Source organism: Polyangiaceae bacterium, assembly GCA_020633205.1.
Lineage (GTDB): Bacteria > Myxococcota_A > Polyangia > Polyangiales > Polyangiaceae > JAHBVY01.
The window spans coordinates 821,717-847,287 of the sequence record JACKEB010000010.1 but is presented as its reverse complement, the minus strand read 5'-3'; the positions used below and the strand labels follow the sequence as shown (position 1 = coordinate 847,287).

At 65.0% G+C, this 25,571-nt stretch carries 19 protein-coding genes; 6 read left to right on the top strand and 13 right to left on the bottom strand.

Going from position 1 to position 25,571, the window contains the following annotated elements; genetic code table 11:
- Positions 1–987, bottom strand: coding sequence for a UDP-glucose 4-epimerase GalE (gene galE / locus H6718_03460; GenBank protein MCB9584424.1), 987 nt, complete (start codon positions 985–987; stop codon positions 1–3).
- A gap of 284 nt (positions 988–1,271) precedes the next feature.
- On the opposite strand from galE, the gene H6718_03455 reads away from it, so the two are divergent.
- A complete protein-coding gene (locus tag H6718_03455; protein MCB9584423.1) occupies positions 1,272–2,024 on the top strand; it encodes a GNAT family N-acetyltransferase in 753 nt (250 codons plus the stop codon).
- Positions 2,025–2,075: 51 nt separating this feature from the next.
- Here the strand turns inward: H6718_03455 and H6718_03450 are convergent, their stop codons facing one another.
- Positions 2,076–3,254 carry an acyl-CoA dehydrogenase family protein gene (locus tag H6718_03450; protein MCB9584422.1) on the bottom strand — a complete coding sequence of 393 codons (1,179 nt, stop codon included), beginning with the start codon at positions 3,252–3,254 and terminating at the stop codon, positions 2,076–2,078.
- Positions 3,255–3,323: 69 nt separating this feature from the next.
- Here H6718_03450 and H6718_03445 point away from each other — a divergent pair, with 69 nt between their 5' ends.
- On the top strand, positions 3,324–5,021 hold the full coding sequence (locus H6718_03445; protein ID MCB9584421.1) for a L,D-transpeptidase: 1,698 nt from the start codon (positions 3,324–3,326) through the stop codon (positions 5,019–5,021).
- A 43-nt stretch (positions 5,022–5,064) separates the two neighbouring features.
- Here H6718_03445 and H6718_03440 read toward each other — a convergent pair whose 3' ends face one another.
- The 9 genes from H6718_03440 to H6718_03400 all read right to left on the bottom strand — a co-directional run bounded on the left by H6718_03440 (position 5,065) and on the right by H6718_03400 (position 19,018).
- Entirely contained in the window at positions 5,065–8,049 is a 2,985-nt protein-coding gene (locus H6718_03440) for a hypothetical protein (GenBank protein MCB9584420.1), read from the bottom strand.
- A gap of 200 nt (positions 8,050–8,249) precedes the next feature.
- The gene (locus H6718_03435; GenBank protein MCB9584419.1) at positions 8,250–10,334 is read right to left on the bottom strand and encodes an SUMF1/EgtB/PvdO family nonheme iron enzyme; all 2,085 of its coding nucleotides are present in this window, start codon (positions 10,332–10,334) and stop codon (positions 8,250–8,252) included.
- 208 nt (positions 10,335–10,542) lie between these two features.
- Positions 10,543–11,367, bottom strand: coding sequence for a putative DNA-binding domain-containing protein (locus tag H6718_03430; GenBank protein ID MCB9584418.1), 825 nt, complete (start codon positions 11,365–11,367; stop codon positions 10,543–10,545).
- On the bottom strand, positions 11,364–12,224 hold the full coding sequence (locus H6718_03425; GenBank protein MCB9584417.1) for a DUF692 domain-containing protein: 861 nt from the start codon (positions 12,222–12,224) through the stop codon (positions 11,364–11,366). Before H6718_03425 ends, H6718_03430 begins: the two co-directional genes overlap by 4 nt.
- An 89-nt stretch (positions 12,225–12,313) precedes the next feature.
- Complete coding sequence (locus H6718_03420) at positions 12,314–14,179, bottom strand: IgGFc-binding protein (GenBank protein MCB9584416.1); 1,866 nt, start codon at positions 14,177–14,179, stop codon at positions 12,314–12,316.
- Between the two features lie 302 nt (positions 14,180–14,481).
- Complete coding sequence (locus tag H6718_03415) at positions 14,482–14,919, bottom strand: hypothetical protein (protein ID MCB9584415.1); 438 nt, start codon at positions 14,917–14,919, stop codon at positions 14,482–14,484.
- 434 nt (positions 14,920–15,353) lie between these two features.
- A complete protein-coding gene (locus H6718_03410; protein ID MCB9584414.1) occupies positions 15,354–16,355 on the bottom strand; it encodes a YceI family protein in 1,002 nt (333 codons plus the stop codon).
- Between the two features lie 84 nt (positions 16,356–16,439).
- A complete protein-coding gene (locus H6718_03405) occupies positions 16,440–17,951 on the bottom strand; it encodes a hypothetical protein (GenBank protein MCB9584413.1) in 1,512 nt (503 codons plus the stop codon).
- Complete coding sequence (locus H6718_03400; protein MCB9584412.1) at positions 17,948–19,018, bottom strand: CDP-alcohol phosphatidyltransferase family protein; 1,071 nt, start codon at positions 19,016–19,018, stop codon at positions 17,948–17,950. The genes H6718_03405 and H6718_03400 overlap by 4 nt, the downstream gene beginning before the upstream one ends.
- Positions 19,019–19,039: 21 nt before the next feature.
- On the opposite strand from H6718_03400, the gene H6718_03395 reads away from it, so the two are divergent.
- From H6718_03395 to thrC, 4 genes are all read left to right on the top strand, one after another.
- Positions 19,040–21,121, top strand: a complete 2,082-nt coding sequence (locus H6718_03395) for a hypothetical protein (protein ID MCB9584411.1) — start codon at positions 19,040–19,042, stop codon at positions 21,119–21,121.
- Positions 21,122–21,144: 23 nt separating this feature from the next.
- Positions 21,145–21,519: an S-adenosylmethionine decarboxylase gene (locus H6718_03390; protein MCB9584410.1), complete on the top strand. Its 375-nt coding sequence runs from the start codon at positions 21,145–21,147 to the stop codon at positions 21,517–21,519.
- Positions 21,516–21,857 (top strand): S-adenosylmethionine decarboxylase, encoded by a 342-nt coding sequence (locus H6718_03385; GenBank protein MCB9584409.1) that lies wholly within the window; start codon positions 21,516–21,518, stop codon positions 21,855–21,857. The genes H6718_03390 and H6718_03385 overlap by 4 nt, the downstream gene beginning before the upstream one ends.
- Before the next feature lie 111 nt (positions 21,858–21,968).
- The gene (thrC, locus tag H6718_03380) at positions 21,969–23,225 is read left to right on the top strand and encodes a threonine synthase (GenBank protein ID MCB9584408.1); all 1,257 of its coding nucleotides are present in this window, start codon (positions 21,969–21,971) and stop codon (positions 23,223–23,225) included.
- A 7-nt stretch (positions 23,226–23,232) separates the two neighbouring features.
- Here the strand turns inward: thrC and H6718_03375 are convergent, their stop codons facing one another.
- Positions 23,233–24,204 (bottom strand): DUF1028 domain-containing protein, encoded by a 972-nt coding sequence (locus tag H6718_03375; GenBank protein MCB9584407.1) that lies wholly within the window; start codon positions 24,202–24,204, stop codon positions 23,233–23,235.
- Positions 24,205–24,391: 187 nt separating this feature from the next.
- A complete protein-coding gene (locus tag H6718_03370) occupies positions 24,392–25,384 on the bottom strand; it encodes a PEGA domain-containing protein (protein MCB9584406.1) in 993 nt (330 codons plus the stop codon).
- Between the last annotated feature and the right edge of the window lie 187 nt (positions 25,385–25,571).

Sequence of the window (25,571 nt, the reverse complement as noted above, 5' to 3'; positions counted from 1 at the left end):
CTAGGCTTTGCTGAATCCCCGCGGATGCGTTGAGTGCCAGGCCCAAGCGTGGCGGACAATCGCTTCGAGGTCGTGCTTCGGGGTCCAGCCGAGGAGCTTTCGCGCCTCATCCGAGCACGCTACGAGGGTCGCTGGGTCGCCCGGTCGCCGCTCACCCAGTACGTGGGGAATCGGGTGACCGGTCACTTTTCGCGCCGTCTCCAACACCTCTAGCACTGAGAATCCAGCGCCGTTGCCCAGGTTGAGTTCGACGCTGCGATCTCCCAGGCGTTCCACCGCCGCGAGGTGTGCGGCCGCCAGATCCGACACGTGGATGTAGTCGCGAATACACGTCCCGTCCCGCGTTGGATAGTCGTCGCCGAAAACGGTGACGCGTTCGCGTTGCCCCAGGGCAACCTGCAGCACGATCGGCACCAGATGGGTCTCCGGGTCGTGGTGTTCTCCGATGCTGCCATCCTCCAGAGCGCCAGCCGCGTTGAAATAGCGCAGGCAAGCGTAGTGCAGCCCATGGATCTTCTCTGCCCAGGTGAGTGCGCGCTCGATCAGGTACTTGGACTCACCGTAGGGGCTTCCCGGAGCGATTTCGTCTCGTTCGGCAATCGGCTCGTCGCCCGCGTTGCCGAACAGGTTGGCGGTGGACGAAAGCACGAAACGCCCCACGCCATGCTCAGCACACCACTCGATGAGATTGAGCGCACCCCCGAAGTTATCGCGCAGGTACTCATACGGCTTGTGCATCGACTCGCCCACCAGGGAGCGAGCGGCGAAGTGCATCACAGCATCGAAGCGCTCGTTCGCGAGCGCCGAGCGCAGCTCAGCGCCGTTGCGCAGGTCAACCTTCAGTAGCTCGATACCCTGGGGAACCGACTCTGCATGGCCCGTGCTCAAGTCATCTAGGACCACGACGGCGTGGCCCGCCGACAATAAATGCCGCACGGTGTGGCTACCGACGTAGCCTGCGCCGCCCGTCACCAGAATGCGTGTCACTGCCGTTCGTTCCTCAGGCAGGTCGGGGTGGGGAGGTGTCTTGAGGTCCTATCGCTGCGCCTGTCGCGGGAGCTGCTCGAGCGTCGAAGCATCATGTCGACCTTACCCTTCCGTTCGGCGGACCCTGCGTCAAGGGCTCCCCGGCCAGTCGGGTATGCGAGGCTTTGAAGGCGCCACCTTTCGACAGCCAGGCCTTGGTCGGAGTGCTCCGGCGTAGCAGACTTACGCCGGTGAGTTCGATGGACAGGCCAGCGTCTAGGAGTCAGCGCTACGCGAAGCCCCGCATGACCCATTGGGCCGCACGGCCTGGTTACCTGGTCTCGCGCACGCCCGAGCGCATCGACTTCAACTACGGGCACGCGCTGCTGCTGGACGGGTCACCGAGCGAGCGTGGCGTGGACTATTGGGTCGGCCGCTGGCTCTTGGAGCAACAGTCGACGGAGTGTGATCGCGCGTTCCTGCTCTGGGAGGAGCCGGGCGAGGCGACTGTCGACCCGGCGTGGGTTGCCGAGTTGGACGAAGCGAGTCAGCTCTATGTGAACCACTGCCTCGGCCTCGACGGGCGATTCCTGTTGCCGCGTGCTCTCCCCCCCACGGGCATCGAAATCAGGGCGTTTGACGCTGACGCTGACTGGCGTCAAGCGGTTGAGCTCACCGCCAACATCAACGACGACGGAGGCTTCTTTGCGACCGAGCGCGCGTACTGGCTGTATGAAGGCTACCGCGAGTTGATCAGAGGGGGGGAGGGTGAGTGGCTAGGCGCCTTCACAGACGCAAAGCTCGTGGGAGCATTAGGTTTAATCCGCGGGGAAAATGAGGCGCGTTTCCAGGACGTCTTGACCCACCCCGAGTATCGCAAGCGCGGGATCTGTAGCGCGCTGCTTCGCACGGCCATCGAGCGTTACCGGACTGCTTGCGGCGCACACCCTGTCTTCATCCTGGCGAAGTCCGGCGCAGACTCCGAGCGGCTCTACACCCGCTTTGGCTTCACGCCGCGCACGACGTTCTTCGAGCTAGCGATCCCGGTGCACCGCTAGCTCGTGAAAGGCGGCAGCCCAGAAGGCACAACAGCCAGAAAGCGCAGCAGCCTAGAAAGCGTTGCAGCCTGTCAGCGCCTTACCCAGCACCAGAGTGTGGACCTCGTGGGTGCCTTCGTAGGTGTAGACGCTCTCGAGGTTCAGCATATGCCGAATCGCCGGATACTCGAGCAAGATGCCATTTCCACCCAGAATACCCCGGCACTTGCGCGCGACCTCCAACGAGACTCCCACGTTGTTGCGCTTGCACAAGCTCACCTGGACCGGTGTGATGCCGCCCTTGTCTTTCATGCGACCGTAGTGCAGCGCGAGGATGTCGCCCTTGACGATTTCGCTACCCATGTCCGCGAACTGAGCCTGAATTAGCTGCTTGCTTGCGATCGGTACGTCGAACTGCTTGCGCTCCCGCGCGTAGCTGATGGTCGACTCGAGGCAAGCCTTGGCGGCGCCTAGCGCGCCCCAAGAGATGCCGAAGCGCGCCTGGGTCAGGCAGCCCAAGGGACCACCGAGTCCACGTCTGTTCGGTAGCATGTTGGCGGCGGGTACCCGACATTCGTCGAGCACGATCTCTCCGGTCTCGCTCGAGCGCAGGCTCATCTTTCCGTGGATCTTCGGAGTCTCGAAGCCCTGCATGCCCCGCTCGACGATGAAGCCGTGGATCGACGCCGCGTCGCCGTCGTCAACCTTCGCCCAGACCACCGCCACATCTGCGAACGGCGAGTTGGTGATCCACATCTTGGTGCCAGAGAGCACATAGTGATCGCCGTCCTTGCGGGCTCGGGTCTTCATCGAGCCCGGGTCGGAGCCACTGTCGGGCTCGGTCAGTCCGAAGCATCCGATCAGCTTGCCTGCAGCCATTTCCGGGAGGAATTTATTCTTCTGCTCCTCGCTGCCATAGGCGTGGATGGCGTACATCGCGAGGCTGCCCTGGACGCTGACGAAGGAACGCAGGCCGCTGTCGCCGTACTCGAGCTCCTGGAGGATGAGTCCGTACTGCACGGCGCTCATGCCGGCGCAGCCGTAGCCCTTGAGGCTCGCCCCGAGCAGACCCATTTCTGCGAACTCACCGATGAGATCCTTCGGGAACTCCTCCTTCTCGAACAACTCGCCAGCTCGGGGGAGGTAGCGCTCACGCACCAGGCGACGCACTGCGCCACGGATCATCAGCTCGTCTTCGCTGAGGTGGCTATCGATGGCGGAGAGGGCGTCGAGGCTGAGGGGCTCTTCCATGGCGGGGACTTATCAAAGGTTAGGAAACTGGGCCAGGCCGGAGCGGGCGAGTTATGCGCCGAGCAGTCCATGGCGTGGCTAAGAACTCTGAGCTGTCTAGTTGCCGCAGGCTCCAGCCTGCTGGTGACGAGCTGTCCGTTCGACGGAGCCGACGCGACCCCGCGCGCGAGCGGCGCTGCCGCGCCCGCTGCGTCTGCCACCGTACACACCTTACCCCCTTCAAAAGTCCTGGAAGAGCCTTCGCCCCCCGCGAGCAAGGAGCCGGACCTCGAGCTCGTAGCCCTGCGGCCGGATGAACAAGCCGCCGTGGGGAACGAGTTGGAAGCCGCGGAGCTCGGGGATGCGCCCGCATCCGCGGAAGCCATGGAACCGGAGGCCAGCGCAGAGGCGCCTGCTGACGACGGCGAAGACCTGCGTCCGGTGGCTGCGCACCCGTACCACCCTGACTTTGGTGTTGATCCCGAGCGGGCGCTGACTGCTGTCCGTAAGGAGACTTACGTCTTCTCGGAGCCGAACTGGCGTTCAAAAAAGCTCGGCTACTTGCGCGCCGGCGCCGTGGTCAAGCGCAGCGCCGAGCCGACGCTGCGTGCGAAGGATTGCCGCGCTGGCTGGTATCAGGTGGAGCCCCAGGGCTATGTCTGTGTTGGCAACACGGCATCCACTGACATCCAAGACTCCGTGTCGGTCGCCGCACGGCAGATGCCAGATCGCAGCGAGGGCTTGCCGTACGCCTACGGGATCTCGCGCTATCCGACGCCGCCGTTCTACACGAAGCTGCCGAGCGAGAAGGAGCAACTTCGAGTCGAGAACAACCTGGCTCAGCTCAAGGCCAACGGGGCGCGGTCCTGGGACGCCGAGGTGTTTGACCAGATTCCTGAATTTCTACTCGGAAATAAGCAGGCGCCGACGCTGACTGGACGCACGCGGGGCCCGGGAACCGTATATAGCGGACGCGCCCTGCCTAAGAGCGGCTTCGCCTTCTTGCGGTTGTTCGAGAGTGACGGTCGCCGCTTCGGCCTCACCACGGATATGGAAATCGTGCCGCTCGATCGCCTGAAGCTGGTGCGACCTAGCGAGTTTCACGGGGTCAACATCACGGGCGTTGGGCTGCCTGTGGCGTTCAACAGGGCGCGAGTCGCCGCGCTCTTCGCGGGCGACCCCAAGACCGGCCTCAAGCAGGAGCGGCTCATTGGCTACCGTGAAGCGCTGAAGCTGAGCGGGAAGGCCGTTCAGCTTGGGGGCGGCCGCTACCTGGAGACCCGAGATGGCCTTTGGGTGAAGGACGACTCCCTCACAGTGATTTCGCCCATGAGGAAGGTCCCCGGTTGGGCGAAGCCTGGGCGCACTTGGATCGAGGTGTCGATCCTGAAGCAGACCCTGGTCGCCTACGTCGGAACCGAGGCGGTCTACGCGACGCTGGTCTCCACAGGCGCCGATGGGTTGGGGGATCCGAAGGAGACTCACTCCACAGTCCAAGGTCAGTTCCTGATCCACACGAAGCACGTCAGTGTGACGATGAGCGGGGACGAGGCAGGAGATGAGTTCGACCTACGGGATGTGCCTTACGTGCAGTACTTCAAAGAGGGCTACGCCTTCCACGCGGCGTACTGGCATGATTCCTTCGGGAAACCACGGAGTCACGGCTGTATCAACTTGTCCCCGGAGGATGCCCGTTGGTTGTTCCAGTGGAGCGATCCCCCCGTGCCGCCAAAATGGCATGGCGCGATGAGCCTTCGCGACGGCACCCTTGTTCACATCCATCCCTGAGCCAAGGCTCAGCGCGTTCGTTCGCGGTAATTACCGCGGGGATTCAACGCTGCTGAAGGTCGATGGTCTGGCACCATTCTTCAAGGCTGAATTTGCGATCGTTCACGAGCCGGCTCTGTACCACGCTGAGCGGTTGTAGCTTGCTGCCGTCTCGCAGCTGAAGCTGAAGCCGGCTTGGCCCCGTCGTGGGTTCGTCAATCCAGAGACCATCGTACTCGATGCGGAGCAGCTCACCCACGTGGCAACCAAGCAACCCGCATGCTCGCCGGCTCCAGTCATCCCCCACGTCGTCGCCCGGCGGCGCGAGCACAGCCAAGTAGCTGTCGAGGCGGGAGAAGTCTGCCAGCGTTCCGTCTAGCCGTCCCTTACCCCTACGCTCACAGAAGGTCGAGATGGGAGAGCTCTTGAGCCCCTCCGAGACACCAGGAGCTTCGCCCGCCGTTGGCCAGCTGCCGCGCCAAGGAGTCGGCGGCAGCACCGCGCTGGGCAGTCGATGCTGCCACTCCGGGGAGTTCGCTTCGCCAAGACGGTTCCGCAGCGCGAGCATCAAGCTATGGCCTGAGCCTTCACGGATGCGTTGCTCTACGAGGTGTAGCGGGCTGAAGGTTTCCGTGCGGCATATGACGCGACTTTGCCGAGCATCGTGGAGCGTGCCGTTCCAGCGTCCGCGCTGCGCCTGACGGAGGGTTTCGCCGAGGTAGGTGCCAGCGCGGAGCACCAAAGGCCAAACGTCTGAGTCGAGGGGGGGGCGCGGATCGTGCCCATACAGCCCGAGCAACGCTGCATCCAGGCGAGCGATGGACCACAGAGAAAAGTCGAACGGCGCGAAGTCGCGAAACACCGGGCTCTGCGTGAGGTAGGTCGCGGAAAGCGTTCCGAGCACCTGGAGGTCGAGACGCTGGCCAGTGATCAAACGTTCCAGCTGCCGCTTCGCATGAAGCTCGACCTCCCTGGCGCCGTGGGCGTCCCCGCGCGCGACGCGGAGCTCGATATCGTCCCAGCGCAGATCAGCCTGAGTGGCGTCGTTCAAGCCTGCCCCGTCGAGCGCCACGCCCAGTGCGCTGAGTGTCTCGCTGAGGGCGTCTGCTTCCCTGTGGTCCAGATCCAGGAGGCGGCACCAAGCCTCTTGCGCGTCGCGTACGCGACCCAAGCGCGCCGCCGCCAGCGCGATCGCTGCGACGGCGTCGACTGAATCCGGATCGAGACCAAGCGCGCGCTGTGCGACGCTGATCGCCTTGTCGGCCTCCCCGATGCTCGCGAGCACCGAGCTGCGCAGCGCCAGCGTCAAGGCAGGGTAAGGGTTCTGATCGGTCGTCAACGCGGCCAAGGCCGTGTGCGCGCGCTTCACCCAAATCGGTTCGTTGTGTCGACGATCGACGCGTACGGCTGTCCACGCCAAGGCAAGCCGCGCCGGATCAGAGCCCGGGTCGTCTCGATAGGCTTGATCCGCTTGTTGCAGAGCCTGGTCCGTCTTGCCCAGCTCGAGGAGCAGTCGGGCGACGCTCGCGCGCACTTCGGGCTCGAGCAGCGGAAACGCCCCGACGGCTTCTAGTTCGCTGACGGCGGCATCTTCCCGCGCCAGCTGCAGGAGCGCGCGGGCACGCATGATTCGCTGCTCTGGATCGCTGCCGTGAGCGGGCACGGCGTCGAGCACCCGATCGGCGTGCCCTTCATCCAGCCAGCTCGCGAGCTGGAAGAGCGAAGTTCCCACCGCTGGAGGCGGCACCGAACGGATCTCCCGCGCTGGGCGCTGCTCTTCAACAGGTTCCGAGCGACGGAGAGCGGCGGCTTTGGCAGGTTTGGGGGGTGGCGCCGACCCGCGGGGAGGGGCGGGAGTCGAGTCCCGGCGCGGCTTTGCTCGCTCGGACACTTCAGGCGCCACAGGGCTGCTGGAGTAGAGCCCCGCGCGGGACGGCAGCTGGCTCTTGCGCTGAGTCGGGTCGTACGCCGTGAAGTCGAGCGCCGGATACTCGCCGCTCGGGGACAGAGAGCCCGTCCTTGGAGCCGGTGGGCTGTCGCTCTCTCGGGGAGCGAGGTTCGGGATGGCGGGTGCGCGAGGGATCTCCACCGTGGACGAGGCAGCGTCGCCTTGTGCGGTTTGATGCGGCCCGGGGCGCACGCTGCCGTCGCTGAGGCTCGACCCAGGGCCTGCACTCGCCGGGTCAGGCGCGGAAAACTCCGTGTCCTGAATTGCCTCGTGGAAATCTGCGGGCGGCGCGATGTCGAGCGCCGGTGGTGGCGCGCTCGGCGGCGGCGGGATGGAACTCACGTGCAGCGCTGGGCTGAGGCCAGCGTCGGTAAGCTTGGGGCCTAACTGTTCGAACGGTGGGACCGTCGAGTTTCCGGTCCGCAAGTCAGACGGAGGCTCCGGAGCAGGTAGAGAGTCCGTGAGGCGCGGTGCCCGCGGGCCAAGGCTCGGGATCACCCATGAAGGTTGAGCGGAGTCGTCACCCGGTTCGGGATCAACCTCTCCCCAAACCGCCACCTGAGGTATCGCCGGTGCTCGAGGGATGTCTGGACTGAGAGCGCTCGGGCTGAACTCCGCTTCCATCGAAGGGCTCAGGTCCAGATCGTCGTCGGTCTCCGTGGCTTCGATGTCTGGGTCGTCTGTGGTCGGCGCGTCGGGCTCTTGATGTACGACCGTGGCCTGAGCCAGCACCGCATGGTGGTCAGAGTCTCGGTGGGGCTGCGCCCCCTCGCTCCTCCTCGCGGCTTTCTCTTCGCGGATTTTCCGTACGGTACCGAACTCGCTGAGCTCCCCCGAGCGCGCTGCGTCGAGCATCGCCTCGGCCTCGGGGAAATCTGCGACTTCCTTGAGCAAGTCCTCCAAGCGTTGGGCCACTCCCGGTAGGTCGAGGCGACCCCGCAAAAAGAGCAACCGCGTCGTCAGGTAAGTGGTGGCGTGTCGGAACAGCTCCATGTCTCCGAGCTGCATCAGCGCCCCAGCGGCGCGGTCCAGCTCTCGAGCGTCCAGAAGCTCGTCGATCTCCCGTAGTCGAGGTTGATCGAGAGGTCCGGCGGAGGCCATCCTCTGAGCGTACCAGCCCCGAATCCAGATCAGCAGCCCATTGTGCGTACGGCTACTTCTTCGCCTGGTGATTGCTGCGTGACTCGAGCTGGGCTTCTTCTGGCCGGCTCGAGCGCACTCCGCATTTGCTTCGCTTCTGCCGCGCGTTGCGGCGCTCTGCTTCTTCGCCACTTCTTCGCCGCTTCTTCGCCGGCTCGGCGCTACTTCTTCGCCGGCTCGGCGGTGTCAGGAGTCTTGAAGTCCATCGCGCAACGGAAACCGTAGCCATGAGACTGGGTTTCCGGTGTCGCGGCATAGCGGAAAGACGGCCGGAGCCAGCTCTTGTAGCTGCCATTCCAGCCTCCACCGCGAATCACGCGCTTCTCGCCGGTCTTGGGTCCGTGGGGATCCACCTGGCCGTCCGATGTGTACGCGCCTTCGTAGTCAGCAACCCACTCCCAGACGTTGCCAACCACGTCGAATGGGCCAAAGCGCGACTTGCCAGCGGGGAATTTGCCAACAGGCGCTGTCGTGGGGAAGCCGTCGTCGGCGTTGTAGAGCGGCTTCAAAGGCTCGCCGTGCTCCTGACCCCACTTCACGCACTCAGTGCCACAGGCATTCAAGTGCTTCTCCGTCGGGTCTTCGTCGCCCCACGGATAGATGCGCCCATCGGGACCGCGCGTGGCGTACTCCCACTCTGCTTCCGTGGGGAGACGCTTCTTCTGCGCCTTGCAGTAGGTGTCTGCCATCTGCCAGGTAACGCAGTTGATCGGGTGGTCGCCTCGGCCCTCGACGTCATTGATGTTGCACAGCGGACTGTAGGTCTTGCGCTGCTTGTCCGTGATGCCGTCCCACTCCACTTTCTCTGGGGCGCGGCGGCACTTGCCCATGTCTGAGCAGTGCTTGTACTCCGACGTCTTGACCTCGTAGAGATCGATGCAAAACGCCTTGAGCTTGACGTTGTGTGACGGCTTTTCGTTGGGTAGCGCGTCATCCTGATCGGACCCCATGAAGAACTGACCAGCGGGGATCCCCACGGTGCGGTCGGGGCACTGAAAGGGCTGCTCCGCGGCGACCGTTGGGGCAGCGCTCGGTGACGGTGCCGTCGCAGACTGAGCGGGTTCCTTGGTGTCGCCGCCGCGGTTCATCGCGAAAAAACCACCTACGCCGAGCACCGCGACCGCAGCCACGCCTAGACCGGCGAAGAGCAGGCCTTTTCCGCCCGGCTTTTCTTGCTGCGGGTCCAGCGTCGCCGGGTTCCCGGTAGTGGGTGAGCGCGGATTGATGTGGGTCGGGATGTTGCCCGCCAGCACCGTGGCGCCGGAAGCGAATTCTGCGGGCGGATTGGGGTTGGACACTACCGCCGGGCCCGTGAAACCGCAGGCGATGGCGAACGCGGAAATGAACTGCCCGGCGCTGGCGTAGCGCTCCGACGGCGAGATCTTCAGCGCCTTTGCGAACACCGCCTCAACCTGATCACTGACCTGCGCTCCCAGGTTGCGTGGCGTTGGGCGGATCTGCGGGTTTGCAGAGCTGAACGCCAGCTGCACCAGGTCGCCGCCGTCGAGCGCGGGGCGGCCAATCAGCATTTCGATGGCGACCAACGCTAGCGCGTAGACGTCCGTCCACGGTCCGGTCGCGCCGTGAGAACGAGAGAACTGCTCGGGCGCTCCGTATTGCGGCGTGAAGCTCGTGATGCTCGTCCCGGTCTTCGCCAACGCAGCTTGGAGGTGCGTGTTCTCGGTCATCATCTTCGCGACGCCGAAGTCGAGCACCTTCACCGTGGCGCCTCCCGCGTGGGGGTCCCCGTTTACGAAGAGGTTCGCCGGCTTGATGTCGCGATGTGCGATGCCCCGCCCGTGTGCCACGTCGAGCGCCATCGCGGCGGGCTCCAGCAGTCGGTACACTTCGACGATGGACCAAGGCGGCGCGCCGCTTTGCTGCTCCGCTTCGAGGATCGCGTCGAGGGGCCGCCCGTCGAGCCACTCGAGCACCATGTACGGCATCCACTGGCCGCTCGGTGACGTGTACGTGCCCACGTCGCGCGCCTGCACGATGTTCGCCGTGTGGCTCGAGAGCTCAGTGAGCAGCGCACCTTCATTGATGAAGTCCTGCATCAGGCTCTCGCGCTGATCCATCGGCGCGGAGGACAAGCCGTTGAAGAACTTGATGGCGACCGGCTTGTTCCAGATCGTGTGGATCGCCCGGTAGACCACCGCGAAGCCGCCTTCACCAACCAGGCGCTCAACACGGTATTTCTCGGCGATGACTTGGCCGGCGAGGTTCAACGGGTCGCGATCTGACATGGCTCAAGCGAACTTTCCGGGGAGCTACCCCGAGGGCTCGGGGATAGCGGCAAGCGAGTGTAGAACGTTCATGCGGAGACTACCCAGAATGGGGACGGTGGAGGCAACCACTCGGTTACATCCGCGGCGAAAAATCGCGGTTTTTCACTCGGCTCACGTCGCGGTGGGCCTAGCTTGGCCTTCCCTCGAAAGTCGGCCCAGGGCCTGGCTAGTCGCTCCCAAGCAGCGCTCCGCGCTCCGCAAGGTCTGCGAGCACCCGTGCCGTCCCATCCAACACATCCTGGGTGAGGGAGACACCTAAGGCCGAACAGCTCTGGAGCAAAGCCTGCTGTAGCGGATCTCCAGCGATCAATCGCTCCAAGATCGTCGCCGCCAGGGGCGTCAGCTCGAGATAGCGCACTTCGTGCGTCGGGCTGCGGTACACGAGCAACCGAGTCGCGCGGCGCTCAGGCAGCGTTTCGTCGGTTTCGTCTTCGCTGAGCTGGTGGACCGCGTACTCGTAGCGTACCAGCCGGACAGCCTCGATGAAGCGCACCGGGCGGTCGAGTTCAAGTTCGCCAGGCTCAGCGTCCGCAGGCCTGGCCGTCTCCGAAGCCACTTCGATCCGCAGCGCTTCATGGCGGGCGAGGTTCATCAAGTAGCCGGGTACCTCGGCGTCGCTCTGCCAGGGGAGCTCGCAGTAGTCCAGGAACTCCCGCGTGACGTCGCGCAGGTAGTGAGTCTTCGGACCATCTTCCGCGAGCCAACGCGCCAGATAGTGTTCGAAGCAATTCGTTCCCATGCGGTAAATGCTGCGCGGGATAGCCAGCTCGATTGCGCCCTGCACATTGCCCCGTACCAGGCGACGGTAGACACTCAGGCGGCCTAACCCAGTCTCTACGAGCGCTGCGCGATCCTCGGGGTGCACGCCCGCGTTGGCCAACCAACACGAGATGCTCTCCGGGTCGTCCGCCACCTCAGGACCCAGGGCCAAGCGCGCCATCGCGTTCTCGAGCGCCCGCGCGCGCAGGGTCTCTGCATCGGCGTCGCTCATCCGACCTTCCGTTCGCGTTCGTTCCAGCGGTCGATGGCTCGCTCATAGACTCCGCGCAGTCGACTTACTTCCGCGAGGAGCTCAGGGAGCTCGGGCACGTCGTTGTCTCGCTCGAGCAGCACCGGGCGCGGTCCGCTGCGCTCCAGCGTCCACTCGAGTAGCTCGTAGACCGGATCGATGATCGGTGCGCCGTGAGTGTCGAGGAGCATGCCGTCTTCAAGCTCCGTATGGCCGGCGACGTGGAGCTGGATGACGCGATCGAGAGGCAGCTCGGCGATGAACGCGTAGGGATCGAAGCCGTGGTTCTGGGCGTTCACGTAGACGTTGTTGACGTCCAGCAACATCCAAGCGTCGCTCCGTTCCAGCACTCGGTTGATGAACTCCGTCTCTGGTAACTCGGGCGCTCCGGGGTGCGCGTACCAGCTGATGTTCTCGAACGCCATCGGTACGCCCAGGGCGTCTTGAACACGCATCAGGCGCTCCGCCGCGCGATCTGCGGTGTGCTTGCACAAACGCAGGGGCAGCAAGTCGTGAAGCACCAACGGCCCCGCAGTGCTGAAGCACAGGTGGTCCGAGTGCCAGGGAGACCCCATGCGCTCGATTTCCTGCCTGAGCTCGTTGAGGTAATCCGCGGGGGGCTCATCGACCGCTCCCAGCGACAGCGTGAGCCCGTGGGTCACCAACGGGTAGCGCTCGCGGACTTTGCTCAGTGCCCACGGGAAATAGCCGCCGCGGCGCATGTGGTTCTCCGGCGAGACCTCCCAAAAGGCGACGTCCAAGCTCGGACCGTCTATCACCTCCTCGAGGAACTCCCAGCGCAGGCCAAGGCCAACGCCGAGGCGATCTTTCGGTACGATTGCCGGTGCTCCAGTCACTCCCGGAGAGTACGCCGCAGGGCCGCGTTGGTTCGAGATTTCGCGCTGAGAAAGCGGATCCCGAGGCGGATTTACTTGATGGGCGGTGGCTCGTAGATCCGCTTGACGTCGGCACCACCCGCGAAGGCGTACGAACCGGCGCTCCCGTAGCCGTACGCCACGATACCGAACGGCATGTCGCCGGACAGCTTGTGCGCGCCTTCGGTGAGCGGACACGCGCGGCTCTCGTAGCTCACCCCTTCAATCGTTCCCGCCGCTTCCACCGTGCAACCGCTGGTCGGCGCGCCGTCGATGTTGATGTTTGCGCCCTGGGGCGTCGAGATGACGACGTAGTTCCTGGTCCAGGAGGGGGGGGTGAGGATTACGTATTCCGTGCGGTACTGATCGACTGGAGGGAACACGGTGAGCGATGGATCCCCAGTGTAGGCGCCCTGCACGTAGCCCTGACTGACCAACAGCTGCCCGATCATGATCGGCGTGGTCGACGTGACGGTGATGTTGTCCTGCGCAGGAGCAGTGACGGAGTCCCCGGGGTTCAGCGTGAAGTTGTCATAAGGCGGGGCCAGGCTGGTCGTGACTTGTGCAGTCTCGGCCACACCGAGGAAGCGCAGCACATCCGGCTCGCGGAAGCCGCCCGTCGAGCGCACTGGGCTACGCGTGATCACGTATTTGCTGCCGAGTGATTCCGCGGGGAACATTTGTTCCTCGAGGTGGTCGAGGCAGCACGTCTCACCGCCGCCGCCGTCGTCCCAGCCAGGGTAGGTGGGGATGTCCCACGAGCCGGGCACGCTGGTGCTCTCCACGCCGCTGAATACCGCCACCGGCTTATCTGATTGCACCACGGTGCCAGTCAAATCGGCGATCGTCTTGGGGTCGTCGCCAAAGGCGCCGTCATCCGTCTCCAAGTTCAGCACGTCGTACGGCCCCAGCGTGACTTCGATCAGCCCCCCAGCGGGCGTCGCCGGGATAGGGCCGTTTCCGCGGATCTTCCACGACGGTTTGACGCTCACCTTAGTGTTCGGCTGGGTGCCGACCACGGTCACGTATGAGCGATCGATGATGAGTCCGATGCCCGGGAAGTTCGTGGGCACCGGGTGCCCCGCTCCCCAGTTGATGATGCGGTACACCTTACCGAGCGCGGCAGTAGGCAAGAGCAGCGAGGCGTCGTTCGAGTACTGATTGGTGAAGACGTTGAACTGATAGACGACGATCGGATTGCTGCTGGTGATCTTGAACGCGCGAGAGGAGAGGCAAGTACCCGGAGACTGGTAGTCGTTGGCCTTCACGCCGCAGTCCAGCTCGCGTGAGGGAAGGATCACGGTCTGCAGGCTGCCAGCAGGCACGGTCAGCTGTTGAATTGGCTGCAGCTGCAGCGGCTCGCCGGGGTTCGCCAAGTTCGCGTCGATGGTGATATTCGCGTCGCCTTCGCCCGCGTTCGAGAGCACGAAGCCCCACGGTTCGCTCGCGGGGTCGTTCAGCCCGTCTTGCTGATCGAGATCTACGCCCCAGAACTCACAGCCCACGTTCGAGGGTTGATCCGCGGCGATCTCACAGGCCGTGCCACAGCGACCGTTTCCGCACAGCTCTCCGTTGGCTACATCGCAGACTTCGACCAGCTCGTCGGTGTTGGAGCCGTCGGTCGAGCACTTGTGGACCTCGTTGCCGACGCACACCGTTTCCTCGGGGGTACAGTGGGTGCAACCGAGGTCAGGGGTGCACGCTTCCTCACACTCGATAGGTGTCTGCGGCTCGCCGTTCTCGCACGGGGTGTAGGTCTTCCCGACGCAGCCGTTGCAGAACAAGCCGCCATCGGGTCCGCCACCCCCGTTTCCGGCGTTTCCACCATTACCGCCATTCACACCGCTCGAGCTGTTGCTCGCGGAACAGGCGAAACCAAGGAACAGGAAGCCAAAACCAGCGAGCAAGTGGCGAAGCATCCCGAAATCCTAACGGTCGTTTGGCCGGCGACACAACAGAACTATCTTGCTGATTAGCGAATCACTGGACGTACTTTGAAGCGGAGCTGCAGCGTTCGCGCCTGGCTGTCCCGACCAGCTGCTTTGCTTATCCGTGTCATCGAGCCGCTGGCTGCTCCTACTGGTTTGGGGGGGAGGGTGCGACGCCTGGCGCTGCTCGAATCCTCAATTCCCCGGGGAAGCGAACAAAACGACTCAGGCCGCTCGAGCGTTTCGCTCGAGCGGCCTGGATCCGTGGTTTGCCGTACGGGCTGCGGTGGCTATCAGCCGCAGGTGCCCGCGCCGCAGCCGCCGCTGGCGCCCGCAGACTTCTTCGCGGCAGGCTTCTTCGCCGCAGGCTTCTTGCTCGCACCGCAGCTCCCTGCGCCGCAGCCAGCCTTGGCGCCAGCAGCCTTCTTGGGCTCCTCCTTCTTGGCTTCTTCCTTCTTCTCGCCGTCCGCGCCTTCGGCCTTGGACTCGCCGTCCATGGCGCCTTCGCCTTCGGGGGCGGCGTCCTCCGTCGCCTCACCACCTTCGGAGCCCGCGGCCTCGTCAGCGGCGCCTTCCATCGGCGCTTCGGGGGCCTCTGCCGCCGGGACCTCTTGGGCATCGACGGGAGATTCGGGTTCAGGCATCGCATCGCCGCCACAGGCGACGAGGCCTGAGGCGCTGAGGACGGCGAGGGTGGCGGCGATGCGTTGGAGGCTGAGCTTGTTCGACATGGGTAGTTGGCTCCTTGGACTCATGGTCCGGGTAACTCTTGCTTTGGCTTTGCTTGACGGCCGAGGCGATGAAATCGGCTCACTCTGCGCCAGCGGGGGCGCTCACTCGTGATTCACGCCACGGGCCAGAGTGTAACACCGTGTGCTCGAGGGCTACGCCAGCCGGCTGGGGAGGTTTCACAGAAAAGTTCATCTCGGGTTTCCGGCTGAGCGCTGCTTGGAGTTGGTTGCCGACGTGGGACCACCGCGCCTCACCCCCAAAAAAGCCCGCTGAATACGCTTCAGGAGACCATTCGGATCGGCAGCCTTTTTGGATTTCGACCGGAGAAAGAATTGCCATCTCGCGCCCGGTCGGCGCGAATAGGGATCCATTCCCACGGCGCGATCGGCGATTGGCGCGACCAGGCCGAGCACCGCGCAGGGAACGCTGAGTTTCAGCGCTTGGGTACCAACACCAGCTCGAAGCTCACCCGGGCCTGGCTTCCCGCGCGCTTGAGTAGCTCTCCCTGGGTGGTTTCCAGGATGCCGTGGGCGTTGCGCGGCTTGATGTCGTGATCGGCAAAGCCCACGCGGAGGGGCTTCGTGCTCTTCAGCACGATGCGCTCCGGCGCCGCCCCAACCGCGGCTGGGCCCTTGAACTCGAAGAGTGCTTCGAGGCTGCTAGATGTTGCCTTGCGGAAACCATTCAGAGAAAGCTGTCCGTTCACAGAGAGCGCGGAGCGGCGCACTTCGCCTGGCTGCACTCGGGGAGCGGCTGCGTCTCCAGCGTCGGGAGCTGTATCTTCCTCGTCGTAGAGCTCGATGTCGCCGTTCGGTCCGTGGTGCTCGAACTGAGGCTTGGAGGTCTTCGCCGGCGCTGCCGAAGCTGGTGCCGCTGAGGGCGCCTCCCCGGCGCTGCCCGAGGGCGCAGGAGGGAGGAGCTTTTTCACGAGTTTGGCTTCGAACGCGCTGCCGGGTTTCGCAGCGTCGAGCGCTTGAAACTCGAAGCGTGCCCAGCGACTCTGCTCGCGTGCTGCTTCCGCACGGCTAGAACCGACGTTGAGCCAGTTGCGGGCGCGCTCTGCCTGGAGCTTGTTGTCGTCTTCTGACTCGAAGCTCTGCATGCGTAGCGCGGCCACGTCGACTTCCACGTTGCCGGAGGAGTGTTCGAGATCTGCCAGGTTGATCTTGAGCTCTCCGCGGACGACGCCGATCGTGCCCTTGCTGGTCACCTCGCGGCTCCGGAGCTCGAAGCTGATGCGGCTCTCCGGAGCGATCTGGTAGCTCACGAGCTCTCCCACCGCGGGCTCATCCACGGGGTGCGCCGGACGGGGATCCGAGGGTTCGTAGAGCTTCTCTTGCTTGTCGTCGCAAGCGAGCGCAGCGAAGGCGGCAAGAGCGGCCAGCACACAGCAGACGGCGGTTGCCCCTGGGCGGCGCGGAGTACGGCGGATCACCGCGGGACCATGCACGAATTGGCCCAATCAGCCAAATTCGTGCGGGTGCTGGATTTCCCAGGCGACGGACCGTGGGCCGAGGCGCTAGTGCCAGACGCCGACGCTGGCGCTCCAGCCGAAGTAGCGAGCGGCGGCGTCGAGCGCACCGCCAATTCGCCACTCCGTTCCGTCGTCGAACAAGCCAAACACCGTCCACGGGAACGTCTTGAGATCGAAGCCGAAGGTGCCGTGGAGGCGCGGGCTCCCGGCGCGGTAGCGGGATGGTTCGCCGTAGCTGCCGGCGCGTAACTTGAGCCATCCGGGGACGACTTCGCTCTCCAACCCAACGCGAGGGGAGAGGGTGATCTTCTCGCCGGCGCGGGCGACGCGGCGCTGAATGAAGCTCTCCACGCCCACGGAGCTCGACGACTTGCCAACCACTTGCAGCTCTGTCGACATCAGCACGTAGGCGCGCTTCATCTGGCGTGCGCGACGCACCAGCGCTTGGCGTAGGGCTCGCGCTTGGCGATCGAGTTCGAGCTCGTCCAGCGCGTCGTCCGCGTCTGCTTGTGCTCTCAAGGCTGCGAGTTCGGCTGGCGACCGGCTCGCCGCTTCGCGCTTCAGGCGTCGCTGGCGTTCCCGTTTGCGAAACTCGACGACGCGCTCCAGCTCGGCCACGGCGCGACCTGGATCGATCCAGTGCGGATTCAGCGGTCGCGGCCCGAACTGTAGCGCCAGGCCCAGGCTCGCTTCCCACGGCTGCTTCATGTTGCGCGGCAGCCAAATCGAGTTTGGATCCGTGCCGCCGGGGCCGAGCACCAAGTCGCCGTCGGCGTTGGCGGTCACCTGGCTCGCCGCGTCCACCTGGGTCTCCACTTGGTGTTTGTAGGCGGCGCCAACGCGAAACGGCTGTTCTTCAGGCCGCCACAGCACGCCGACCATGGGTGCGAAACCCGAGGTGGTGAAGAGATCCTCCTTGGAACCGTCAGCGTTCTCCCGCGCGACGACCAAGCCAACGTTGCGCAGGCCGACACCCAGGGAGAACTGGTTTTGCATGAAGCCGTACGCGCTCACCAGATCGAGCTCGACGAACTGGGCGACCAAGTTGCGCTGGGAGTCTGCGGTCTCGTCGCGCCGCGAGAGACTGAAGTTGGCGAAGGAGATGCTGACGCCGTAGCCCCAAGCGCCGTCTTGGAGGACGGCCGCAGGGGTGAGGAACAGCAAGCCGTCGCTCCCCGCGTCGAGCTCGGTCGGTCCCTCCCCGGTGTTGTAGAAGTCGTTTCCGCGAATCGAGCTGGGGAAGGTCAGCCCCAGCGCGAGATCGTAGTCGAAGGAATCGACGGACCACGGCGTGCGCACCGCGGGCGCCGCGGGATTCTGCGACATACCCTCCACGCCCTCGGCGATGCTCACGTAAGCGCCGCCGAGACCGATCACGCGGGAGCTGGCGGTCACCGGTCCTTGATACAAATCGACGGTGTACTCGCTGGTGCGGATCTCGCTGCCTTCTTCTCCCAGGGGCCCGGCGGCGAGCGCCACGCTGGCCCGGCTCAGCGCGCTGCACGTTGCGGCCAGGATCGCCCCCGCGCGGGCCAGGCTGCGGCGCCATGAGTTCACGCCCGGCTGCGCTCCCGGGCCATGCGAAGCTCGGTCGAGAGCACGCTGATCAAGATCCCCACGGCACCCAAGCAGAACACGATCAACATCGGACCGACCTGACCGAGCACTGCAGCCACCAGCGTCAAGAAGACGAAGGTGTCGCGCTTGAACAACGGGCCGATGTACGCCATCAAGCCTTCACCGCTCGAGGTGCTTTGACTCAGCGGATACTTGAGCAAGTCGCCAGAGCCGATGCGAATCAAGTAGCGATACTCCAGGCCGCTCGCCGTCACGCCGCAGAGCACGGTTACGATACCGGCGATCAAGTACACGAGGTGACCCGTACTCGCGTAGAGGCCCCAAGCCGAACCAGCGAAGAAGCCGTAGTTCGTCAGATCGTCGCCCACCGTGTCGAGCCACTCGCCCATCAGCGAGCCGCGATAGGTGATGCGGCTCATTTCTCCATCACAGCCGTCGAGCACGCTCTGCGCTTGAAACAGGAACGCGCCTAGCAGCAGATCCCAGTAGCCGCCGCGCGTGGCGATCACTGCGCCGGCGATACCGATGGCCAATATCCCTATGGAAACTTGATTCGGGCGCAACGGGGTCTTCACTAGCCAGCGGCTGATGGCGAGGGAGATGTAGCGATTGAGGTAGCGGGAGGTCCAGCCGTCTTGAGGCTTGCGGAGCGCGCGGAACAACGCGCGCTCCGCTTTGCGCTGGGTCACGCGGTCGTGAACGGTGAAGCTCTCGAAGCTCCACGGCGGGGAGTGCGGGAAGGACTCGCTGCGCAAGTCGATGCTCGACACGCCGGCCTCGCGGATGGCCTTGAACAGCGTGCGGTGGACCACGCTGCTGGCGCCCAGCGTGATGTACTCGGCGCCGTCGGGCACCTGCTTCAAAACCGGCAGTCGAAAGCGGGGGTCCTGGAGCACCGCTTCCAGGGCCTCGAGCTCGCCCTTGAGCACGACGCCGCTCGCGCCGGCGCCCTGGGCATCCAGCGCCAGGCGCAGGCAGAGCGGCAAGCCAGCGACTTTTCGTGCGGGATCGCCTGCGTCTGTTTCGAGCACCAGCACCCAGCTCATGAATCAGGTAACCTCTCGGTCATGGTTTCAAGGGGATGGGCGGCTTGCTTGTTCGTGGGTGTGGCGTTGGCTGCTGGCTGCAGCAGCGATGATGGCTCTCCGAGCTCGTCGAGCGCGGGAGGCAGCGGAGGCATCGGCGGGACAGGAGGCACTGGAGGCTCAGCGGGCTTCGCGGTGAAGTCCGTCTATCACGTTCCCGACAGCTTGGACGCATTGTCCGACGAGACCTTCTTTGATCACCCATGGCCGAGCGATTTCCGTTTGGACAGCGACGGCAGCATCCACCTTCAGGGCTACCCGAATCCCCGGGCGGTGCCGCTGTTACGGGACTACGTCGAGGCGATGAAGGGCGTGATTCACGGCTTCAGCCCAGTCGCTGCCGGTTATCTGCGCTTCACCGGCCCAATCGATGTTTCGACGTTGCCGAGTGGTCCGTTGGCGACCACCGATGCGACGAGCAGCGTCCAGTTGATCGACGTCGATCCGAGTTCCCCCGACGTGGGCAAGCGCTGGCCGGTGTCCCTCCACTGGCAGGCGGACGCGGGAGTCTACTGGCCAGAGAACACGCTGGCGTTCATGCCTGCGTTCGGCCACCCGCTTCGGGGAGGCACCCACTACGCGCTGGTCGTCACTGATGCTTTGCACGCGGAAAATGGCAGCCTCGGACCAGCGGATGAGCTGAGCACGCTGCTCGGCTCCACCGCGCCCACTGAGCCCGCGGCGCTGGCGAGCCACTACGCAGCGTTGGCCTCCACGTTGGACGCGCTGGAGAGCGCTGGCGTCGAACGCCAGCACATCGTGCACCTGACGTCCTTCACCACCAACGACCCCACGGCGCAGACGCAAGAGCTCGCCGACTGGGTGAAGCAGAACTATCAGGCGCCTACAGCCAGCGCCTGGCAGGCGATGGATCCGGTGGCGGGTACTGATGTGTACGAGGGCATGTACGGTCCCTCTCCAGATTTTCAACGCGGAAACATCCCGTTTGCGAGCTTCGGTGATGGCGGCGAGCTAGCCTTCGACGCTCAAGGCAATCCCGAAGTGCAGCGCGATTTCGACCTGCGGTTCGCGCTGACCGTGCCCGATGCGACCGCCTGCCCGATGCCCGCCGAAGGCTACCCCATCGTGCTCTATGCTCATGGCACTGGCGGCAGCTACCGCAGCTTCGTGCGCTCGGGCCACGAAGGTCCTGAGCTCGCCAAACGTTGCATCGCCACCATGGGTATCGATCAGATCTTCCACGGGACGCGCCCGGGTGCGGACGGCGGCAACCCGGAGGTGCTGTTCTTCAACGTCTCGAACCCAGTGGCCGCGCGCGCCAACGGTCCGCAGTCGGCGATCGACGTCGTACAACAGGCCCGCTTGTTCACCGAGTCGGCCACGAGCATTCCTGCCAGCGTGAGCCGTACCGGCAGCGAGATCCGCTTCGACACCAGTCGGCTGATGTTCATGGGGCACAGCCAGGGCGGCCTCAACGGGCCGATGTTCTTGGCGGTGGACGACGCCGCGCGCGGTGCGGTGCTCAGTGGCTCCGCGAGCTTGATCAGCATCACGCTGCTGGAGAAGACGGAGCCGGTGGACGTTGCGGCGCTCGTGCGCAACGTGTTCTTGGCGCTGTCGCCGGCCGAGCAATCCGAGCTCAACGAGCTGCACCCGGAGCTCTCCCTGGCGCAGACCATCGTCGACCCAACGGATCCCATCCACTACGTTCCCTTGATCATCAAGCGGCCCCACCCAGGCTTCGCGCCAAAGAGCATCTTGATGACCGAAGGCGTGAACGCCGACGGCACGGGCGACTCCTACGCGCCTCCCCACGGAATCGAAGTGGAGGCAGTGGCGATGGGGCTATCCCCCATCGAGCCCGTGGTGCGCTTGCCTGCAGAGCTCGCGTGGTCGCCAGATTTGGCTGCTTTTTCTGTCCCAGCAGCGGGCGTCAGCGGAAACCTCGCGGGGGGCGCGGCTTCCGGCGGCCTCATGCAGTGGGTGCCAACCGGGGGTGACGGCCACTTCGTGATCTACAACATCCCCGCGGCCATGGACCAGTGCACGGGCTTCTTGCGAAACCTCGCGGATGATCCCAAGGGGCGCCTGCCAGCGCCCTAACCTGTGCTAGACCCTCGCAGCGAATGATCGAGCTAGGCTGGCACTGGATAGTGGATGCGTTCGATTGCGACGGGGCGGCTCTGGCCGACCGCGGCGCCCTGCTGCGCCTACTCACTGACGTGCCCCAGGTGCTGGGCCTGCGCGTGGTGGGTGAGCCACAGGTACACATAGAGTCCGCTCCCGAGCCGTTGCTTGTCGGCCTCGTGCTGCTGGCGGAGAGCCATTTCAGCGTCCACGCTCGTCCGGCGCAGCGCGTGCTCCACGCGGATTTGTTCTCCTGTGTGCGCTTCGACGTGGAGCGCTGCCTGCTCGAGCTTCAGCAGGCCTACGGCTTCCGCGAGCACCGCGCGCATTTCTTCGAGCGCAATCTGCCAGCGCCTGCGGGGGAGCCCACGTGACCGTTCGCACTCACCGCGTGGCAGAGTTTCGCGCGCCTCAGGGAGCCGGGCTTGCGCCGTCGCAGCTCTCGCTCCTGGTGAGGAGCTTGTTGCCGGCGGACGTTGCGGAACGCGTGGTGTGTCATGAGTGGCAGCCCCAGGGCCTCTCGCTGATGTGCTTCTCGGCAGACCTGACGTTCACCCTCCACACCTGGCCGGAGCACGAGGCGTGCGTGGTGGATCTCTTCCATTGCCCAAAACGCTTCGATGGCGCGGCGTTTCTTGCGGTTCTGGGCGCCCGAAGTGGCTGGGCCGTGATCGCCGAACGCGAGTTCGCGCGCAGCCTGAGCGGCCGCTGACGGATTCGGTCGACGACTCGCGCGCGGGCGATATAGTGCGCCCCCGTGGCTTACTCCTGTCAGTTCAAGTGTTTCGCTGGGTGTGATGGTGCTTGGCCCGTCACCGTTCCAATGTACCGCTGCCCAACGTGTGGTGGCTTGCTCGAAGTAGCGCACGACATCGATGCGCTGCGGGACCGCAGCGCCGCAGCTTGGATCCGCCTGTTCGACGAGCGCTATCGAGTGAACCAGTGGCCCTATGGCTCGGGCGTGTGGGGCAAGCGGGAGTGGGTGATGCCGTCGCTGCCCGACGACATGATCGTCTCGATGTACGAGGGCGGCACCAACCTGTTTTGGGCGGAACGCTACGGCAAGCAGCTCGGCGTCCCCGAGACCTGGGTCAAGCTGTGCGGAAATAGCCACAGCGGCTCCTTCAAGGATCTCGGGATGACCGTGCTGGTGTCCGTCGTACGCCAGGCGCTTCAACAGGGATTGAAGGTGAAGGCCATCGCCTGCGCCTCGACCGGTGACACCAGCGCCGCGCTCGCGGCCTACGGTGCGGCGGCGGGCCTGCCGGTTGTCGTTTTATTGCCGCGAGGAAAAATTAGCACGGCGCAGCTGGTGCAGCCCCTGGCCCACGGGGCGCTGGTGCTCGGGTTGGATACCGACTTCGACGGCTGCATGGCGATCGTTCAGCGGCTGGCGGAGGAGGGCATCGTCTACCTCGCTAACTCGATGAACCCGCTGCGCATCGAAGGTCAAAAGACGGTCGCCGTTGAGATCGTGCAGCAGTTCGACTGGCAAGTGCCCGACTGGGTGGTGCTTCCGAGTGGAAACCTGGGCAATGCCTACGCCCTCTACTCCGGCTTCAAGTTGATGCGGGAGCTTGGCCTGATCGATCGCTACCCGCGCCTCGCGGTGGCGCAGGCTGAGAACGCCAACCCGCTCTACCGTGCCTGGACCGCCGGCAAGAAGACGGTCGAGCCCATCACCGCCCAACAGACGCTGGCGACCGCCATTCAGATCGGCAACCCGGTGAGTGCGCCGCGCGCGCTGAAGGCTCTGGAGGAGCTGAACGGCGTCGTGGAGCAGGCCAGCGAGCAAGAGCTGTGCGACGCAGCGGCCCGCGCGGACCGCACCGGCATGTACACCTGTCCGCACACCGCGGTCGGGCTCGCCGTGCTGGAGAAGCTGGTGAACAACGGCACCATCAAGTCAACGGATCGCGTGGTGTGCGTCTCCACCGCCAACGGCCTCAAGTTCACCGAGTTCAAGGTTGGTTTTCACGAGGGCAAGGTGCCCGGCGTGGACACGACCCTGAGCAACCCTCCGGTGATGCTCCCGGCGGACTACGGTCAGGTCGTGGACGCCATTTCCGCACGGCTCTGATCGGGCGCTAGCGCATTTTGCTCGTTTTTCGGGGGTGAGGTGTGGCGTATCTCCGCCGCAGCCCAGCTCCGAGCGCCGCGAGCGCCAGCACGCCGATGTGCCCAAGCGCGCGCCAGCCCGGCGGGTCAGCGGAAACCGCTCCCACCTGGCACCCACCCCCGTCCGTCCCCGCGTCCCGCGGCACGCTCGCGGCACCAGCCGCACCTCCGCCAGCACCAGCCGCCTCGCAGGGATGTGCAAGGCGCCAGTCAGCGAATTGCTGTACCAAGCCAGCGATTGGGTCCTCTGTGGCGGGCGCGCTCACCTCGCTCGTTAGCGTCAGGTAGCTACCTTGCGGAAACGTTGGCGGGTCCACCGCGAGCAGCGCCGACTCAGCCGGTGTTCCGTTCGGGGTACAGCGCGCGTCGCCTTGAACGGCGCTGCCGGCTGCTCGCAAGGCATTCAAGAGCCGTGCGGGTAAGTCGCAGGCATCGCCGTCGAAGCCCTGGCGCGCGCCCTCGAGAACGGCTTGCCCCGTGAGGAAGTTACCCTGCGCGGCGACCACGTAGCGCCGTGCCTGGCTCTCGGGGTCTCGCACTTCGAAAGCCAGGTGCCCGGTGAACGCGTTTGCTCCGGACCCACTGAAGTTCGCGATCTCCCCAGCTGGACTCACCACCGCATACTGCCGCAGCTCAAAGTCGGCGTCGTAGCTGCCTTGAGTGAGCTGCGACACCACACTATCAGGGCTCTGTCCCGCGCTGAGCCACACAAGGGCGTCCGTGTGGGCGCGTGGAAGCAGATACGACTGCGTCATGATCGCTCCGTGTCCGGGTACTGCGCCGTAGACCTGCTTGATGGTGTCCAAGGCCACACACGAAGCCACGGCGCCACCAAGGCTGCCGTCTCGCAGGTCCACAGCGACGATGGAGAACGTCGCGGATGCTTGGCTGCTGGCGCACAGGGCCAGAGCCGAGATAGCGCACGAGACGAGACGTCGCACCCAGCGGAGTTTAGCGCGAAACCAACGCGCCTCCCCCCCGAACCCAGAAATGTCAGGGCAAATCTCGAGACGCCGGGCCGCGCTTCACAAAAAGCGAACGGGCCCTCGAGGTTGCTCGAGAGCCCGTACAGCTGGCGCTTCTGATCCGAGTAGCACCAAACTCTGGTTCCGTGAGGAAGCAGTCGGCTCAGAAGCTGAACTGAGCGAAGCCGCCGCCACCCTTCTTCGAGGCGTAGGGCGCGACCTGCCAGCGTGCCCAGCGCTTCTTCTGGATCTTCTTGGCTTCCGTGACCGGGTCGTCGTCACCCGACGTGAGGAGCACGATGCCCGTCACACCCAGGGTGATCGCCACACCAAAGGCCATGTCGGCGATCAGCGCGTTGCGCTCCACGTCGTCCGCCGCGTCGTTGGTGGGGTTGTCGTTGAAGTCGCTCTTGGAACCCAGCGCCTGGATGCCGAAGATGGTGCCCACCACCGCGCTCGCGCCAGCGATACCGAGGGTGATGTAAGCCGGCAGCTTGCTGCGCGGCTCGGGTTCCGGCTCGGGCTCAGGTGTCACCGGGGCGGGAGCCGGCGCCGGGGTTGGAGTGGGCGCGGGTTCGGGCGCTGCCTCGGTCAGCTCCACGCTCTGTTCTCCGGTCCCGGCGGGAGTCATCTCGACCTCGATCGTCTTGCGCTCGAAGCCGTTGGCCACGATCTCGATCTTGTGCTTCCCGGGCGTGAGCTTGAGATCCATCGGCGTCTCGCCCATCTGGGCCTGGCCATCGACGGTGACCGCGGCGCCCGGAGGAACCGTGACGAGCTTGAAGTCGCCTGGCGTCTTCTTCAGCTCAGCGAGGCGCGTCTCCGCGTCCTTGGACTTTTCTTCGCCGGCGCGCTCGTGGTCCGGGTTGTCCATGAACTTGCTGTAGGCCTCGATGGCCTCGAGGACCTTGCCCTGCTTATCTAAGCTCTTCGCGATCCAGTACTCCGCGTGGGGCGTGGGGATGATCTCGTAGGCCTTGCGGAAATTCGTCTCGGCATCGGCGAACTGGCCAGCGTCGAAGGCTTTCTCGCCAGCGCCGTAGGCCGCGCGTGCGTCCTTCTTTTGCTTGGCCGTTGGCGGCTTCTTCTTCGCCTCTTTCTTCGGCGCGTCGGCGGGCTTTGCGCCCTGGGCAGCCGCCATCGGGGCGAAAGACATGCTGGCGACGGATCCGGCTAGGACAGCCGCTACCAAGCGGGGAGCAAGAGAAAGACTGGCGATTTTTCGCATGAGGCCTCCGCGCGGCCAGACTGCCGCGTGCCCGAGAGGCTAGTCCGCACGGGGTCCCTGGGACAAGCCCGGAAGCACGCGAACTGGCTTCGGCTGCGTGACATGAGCGCTTTCT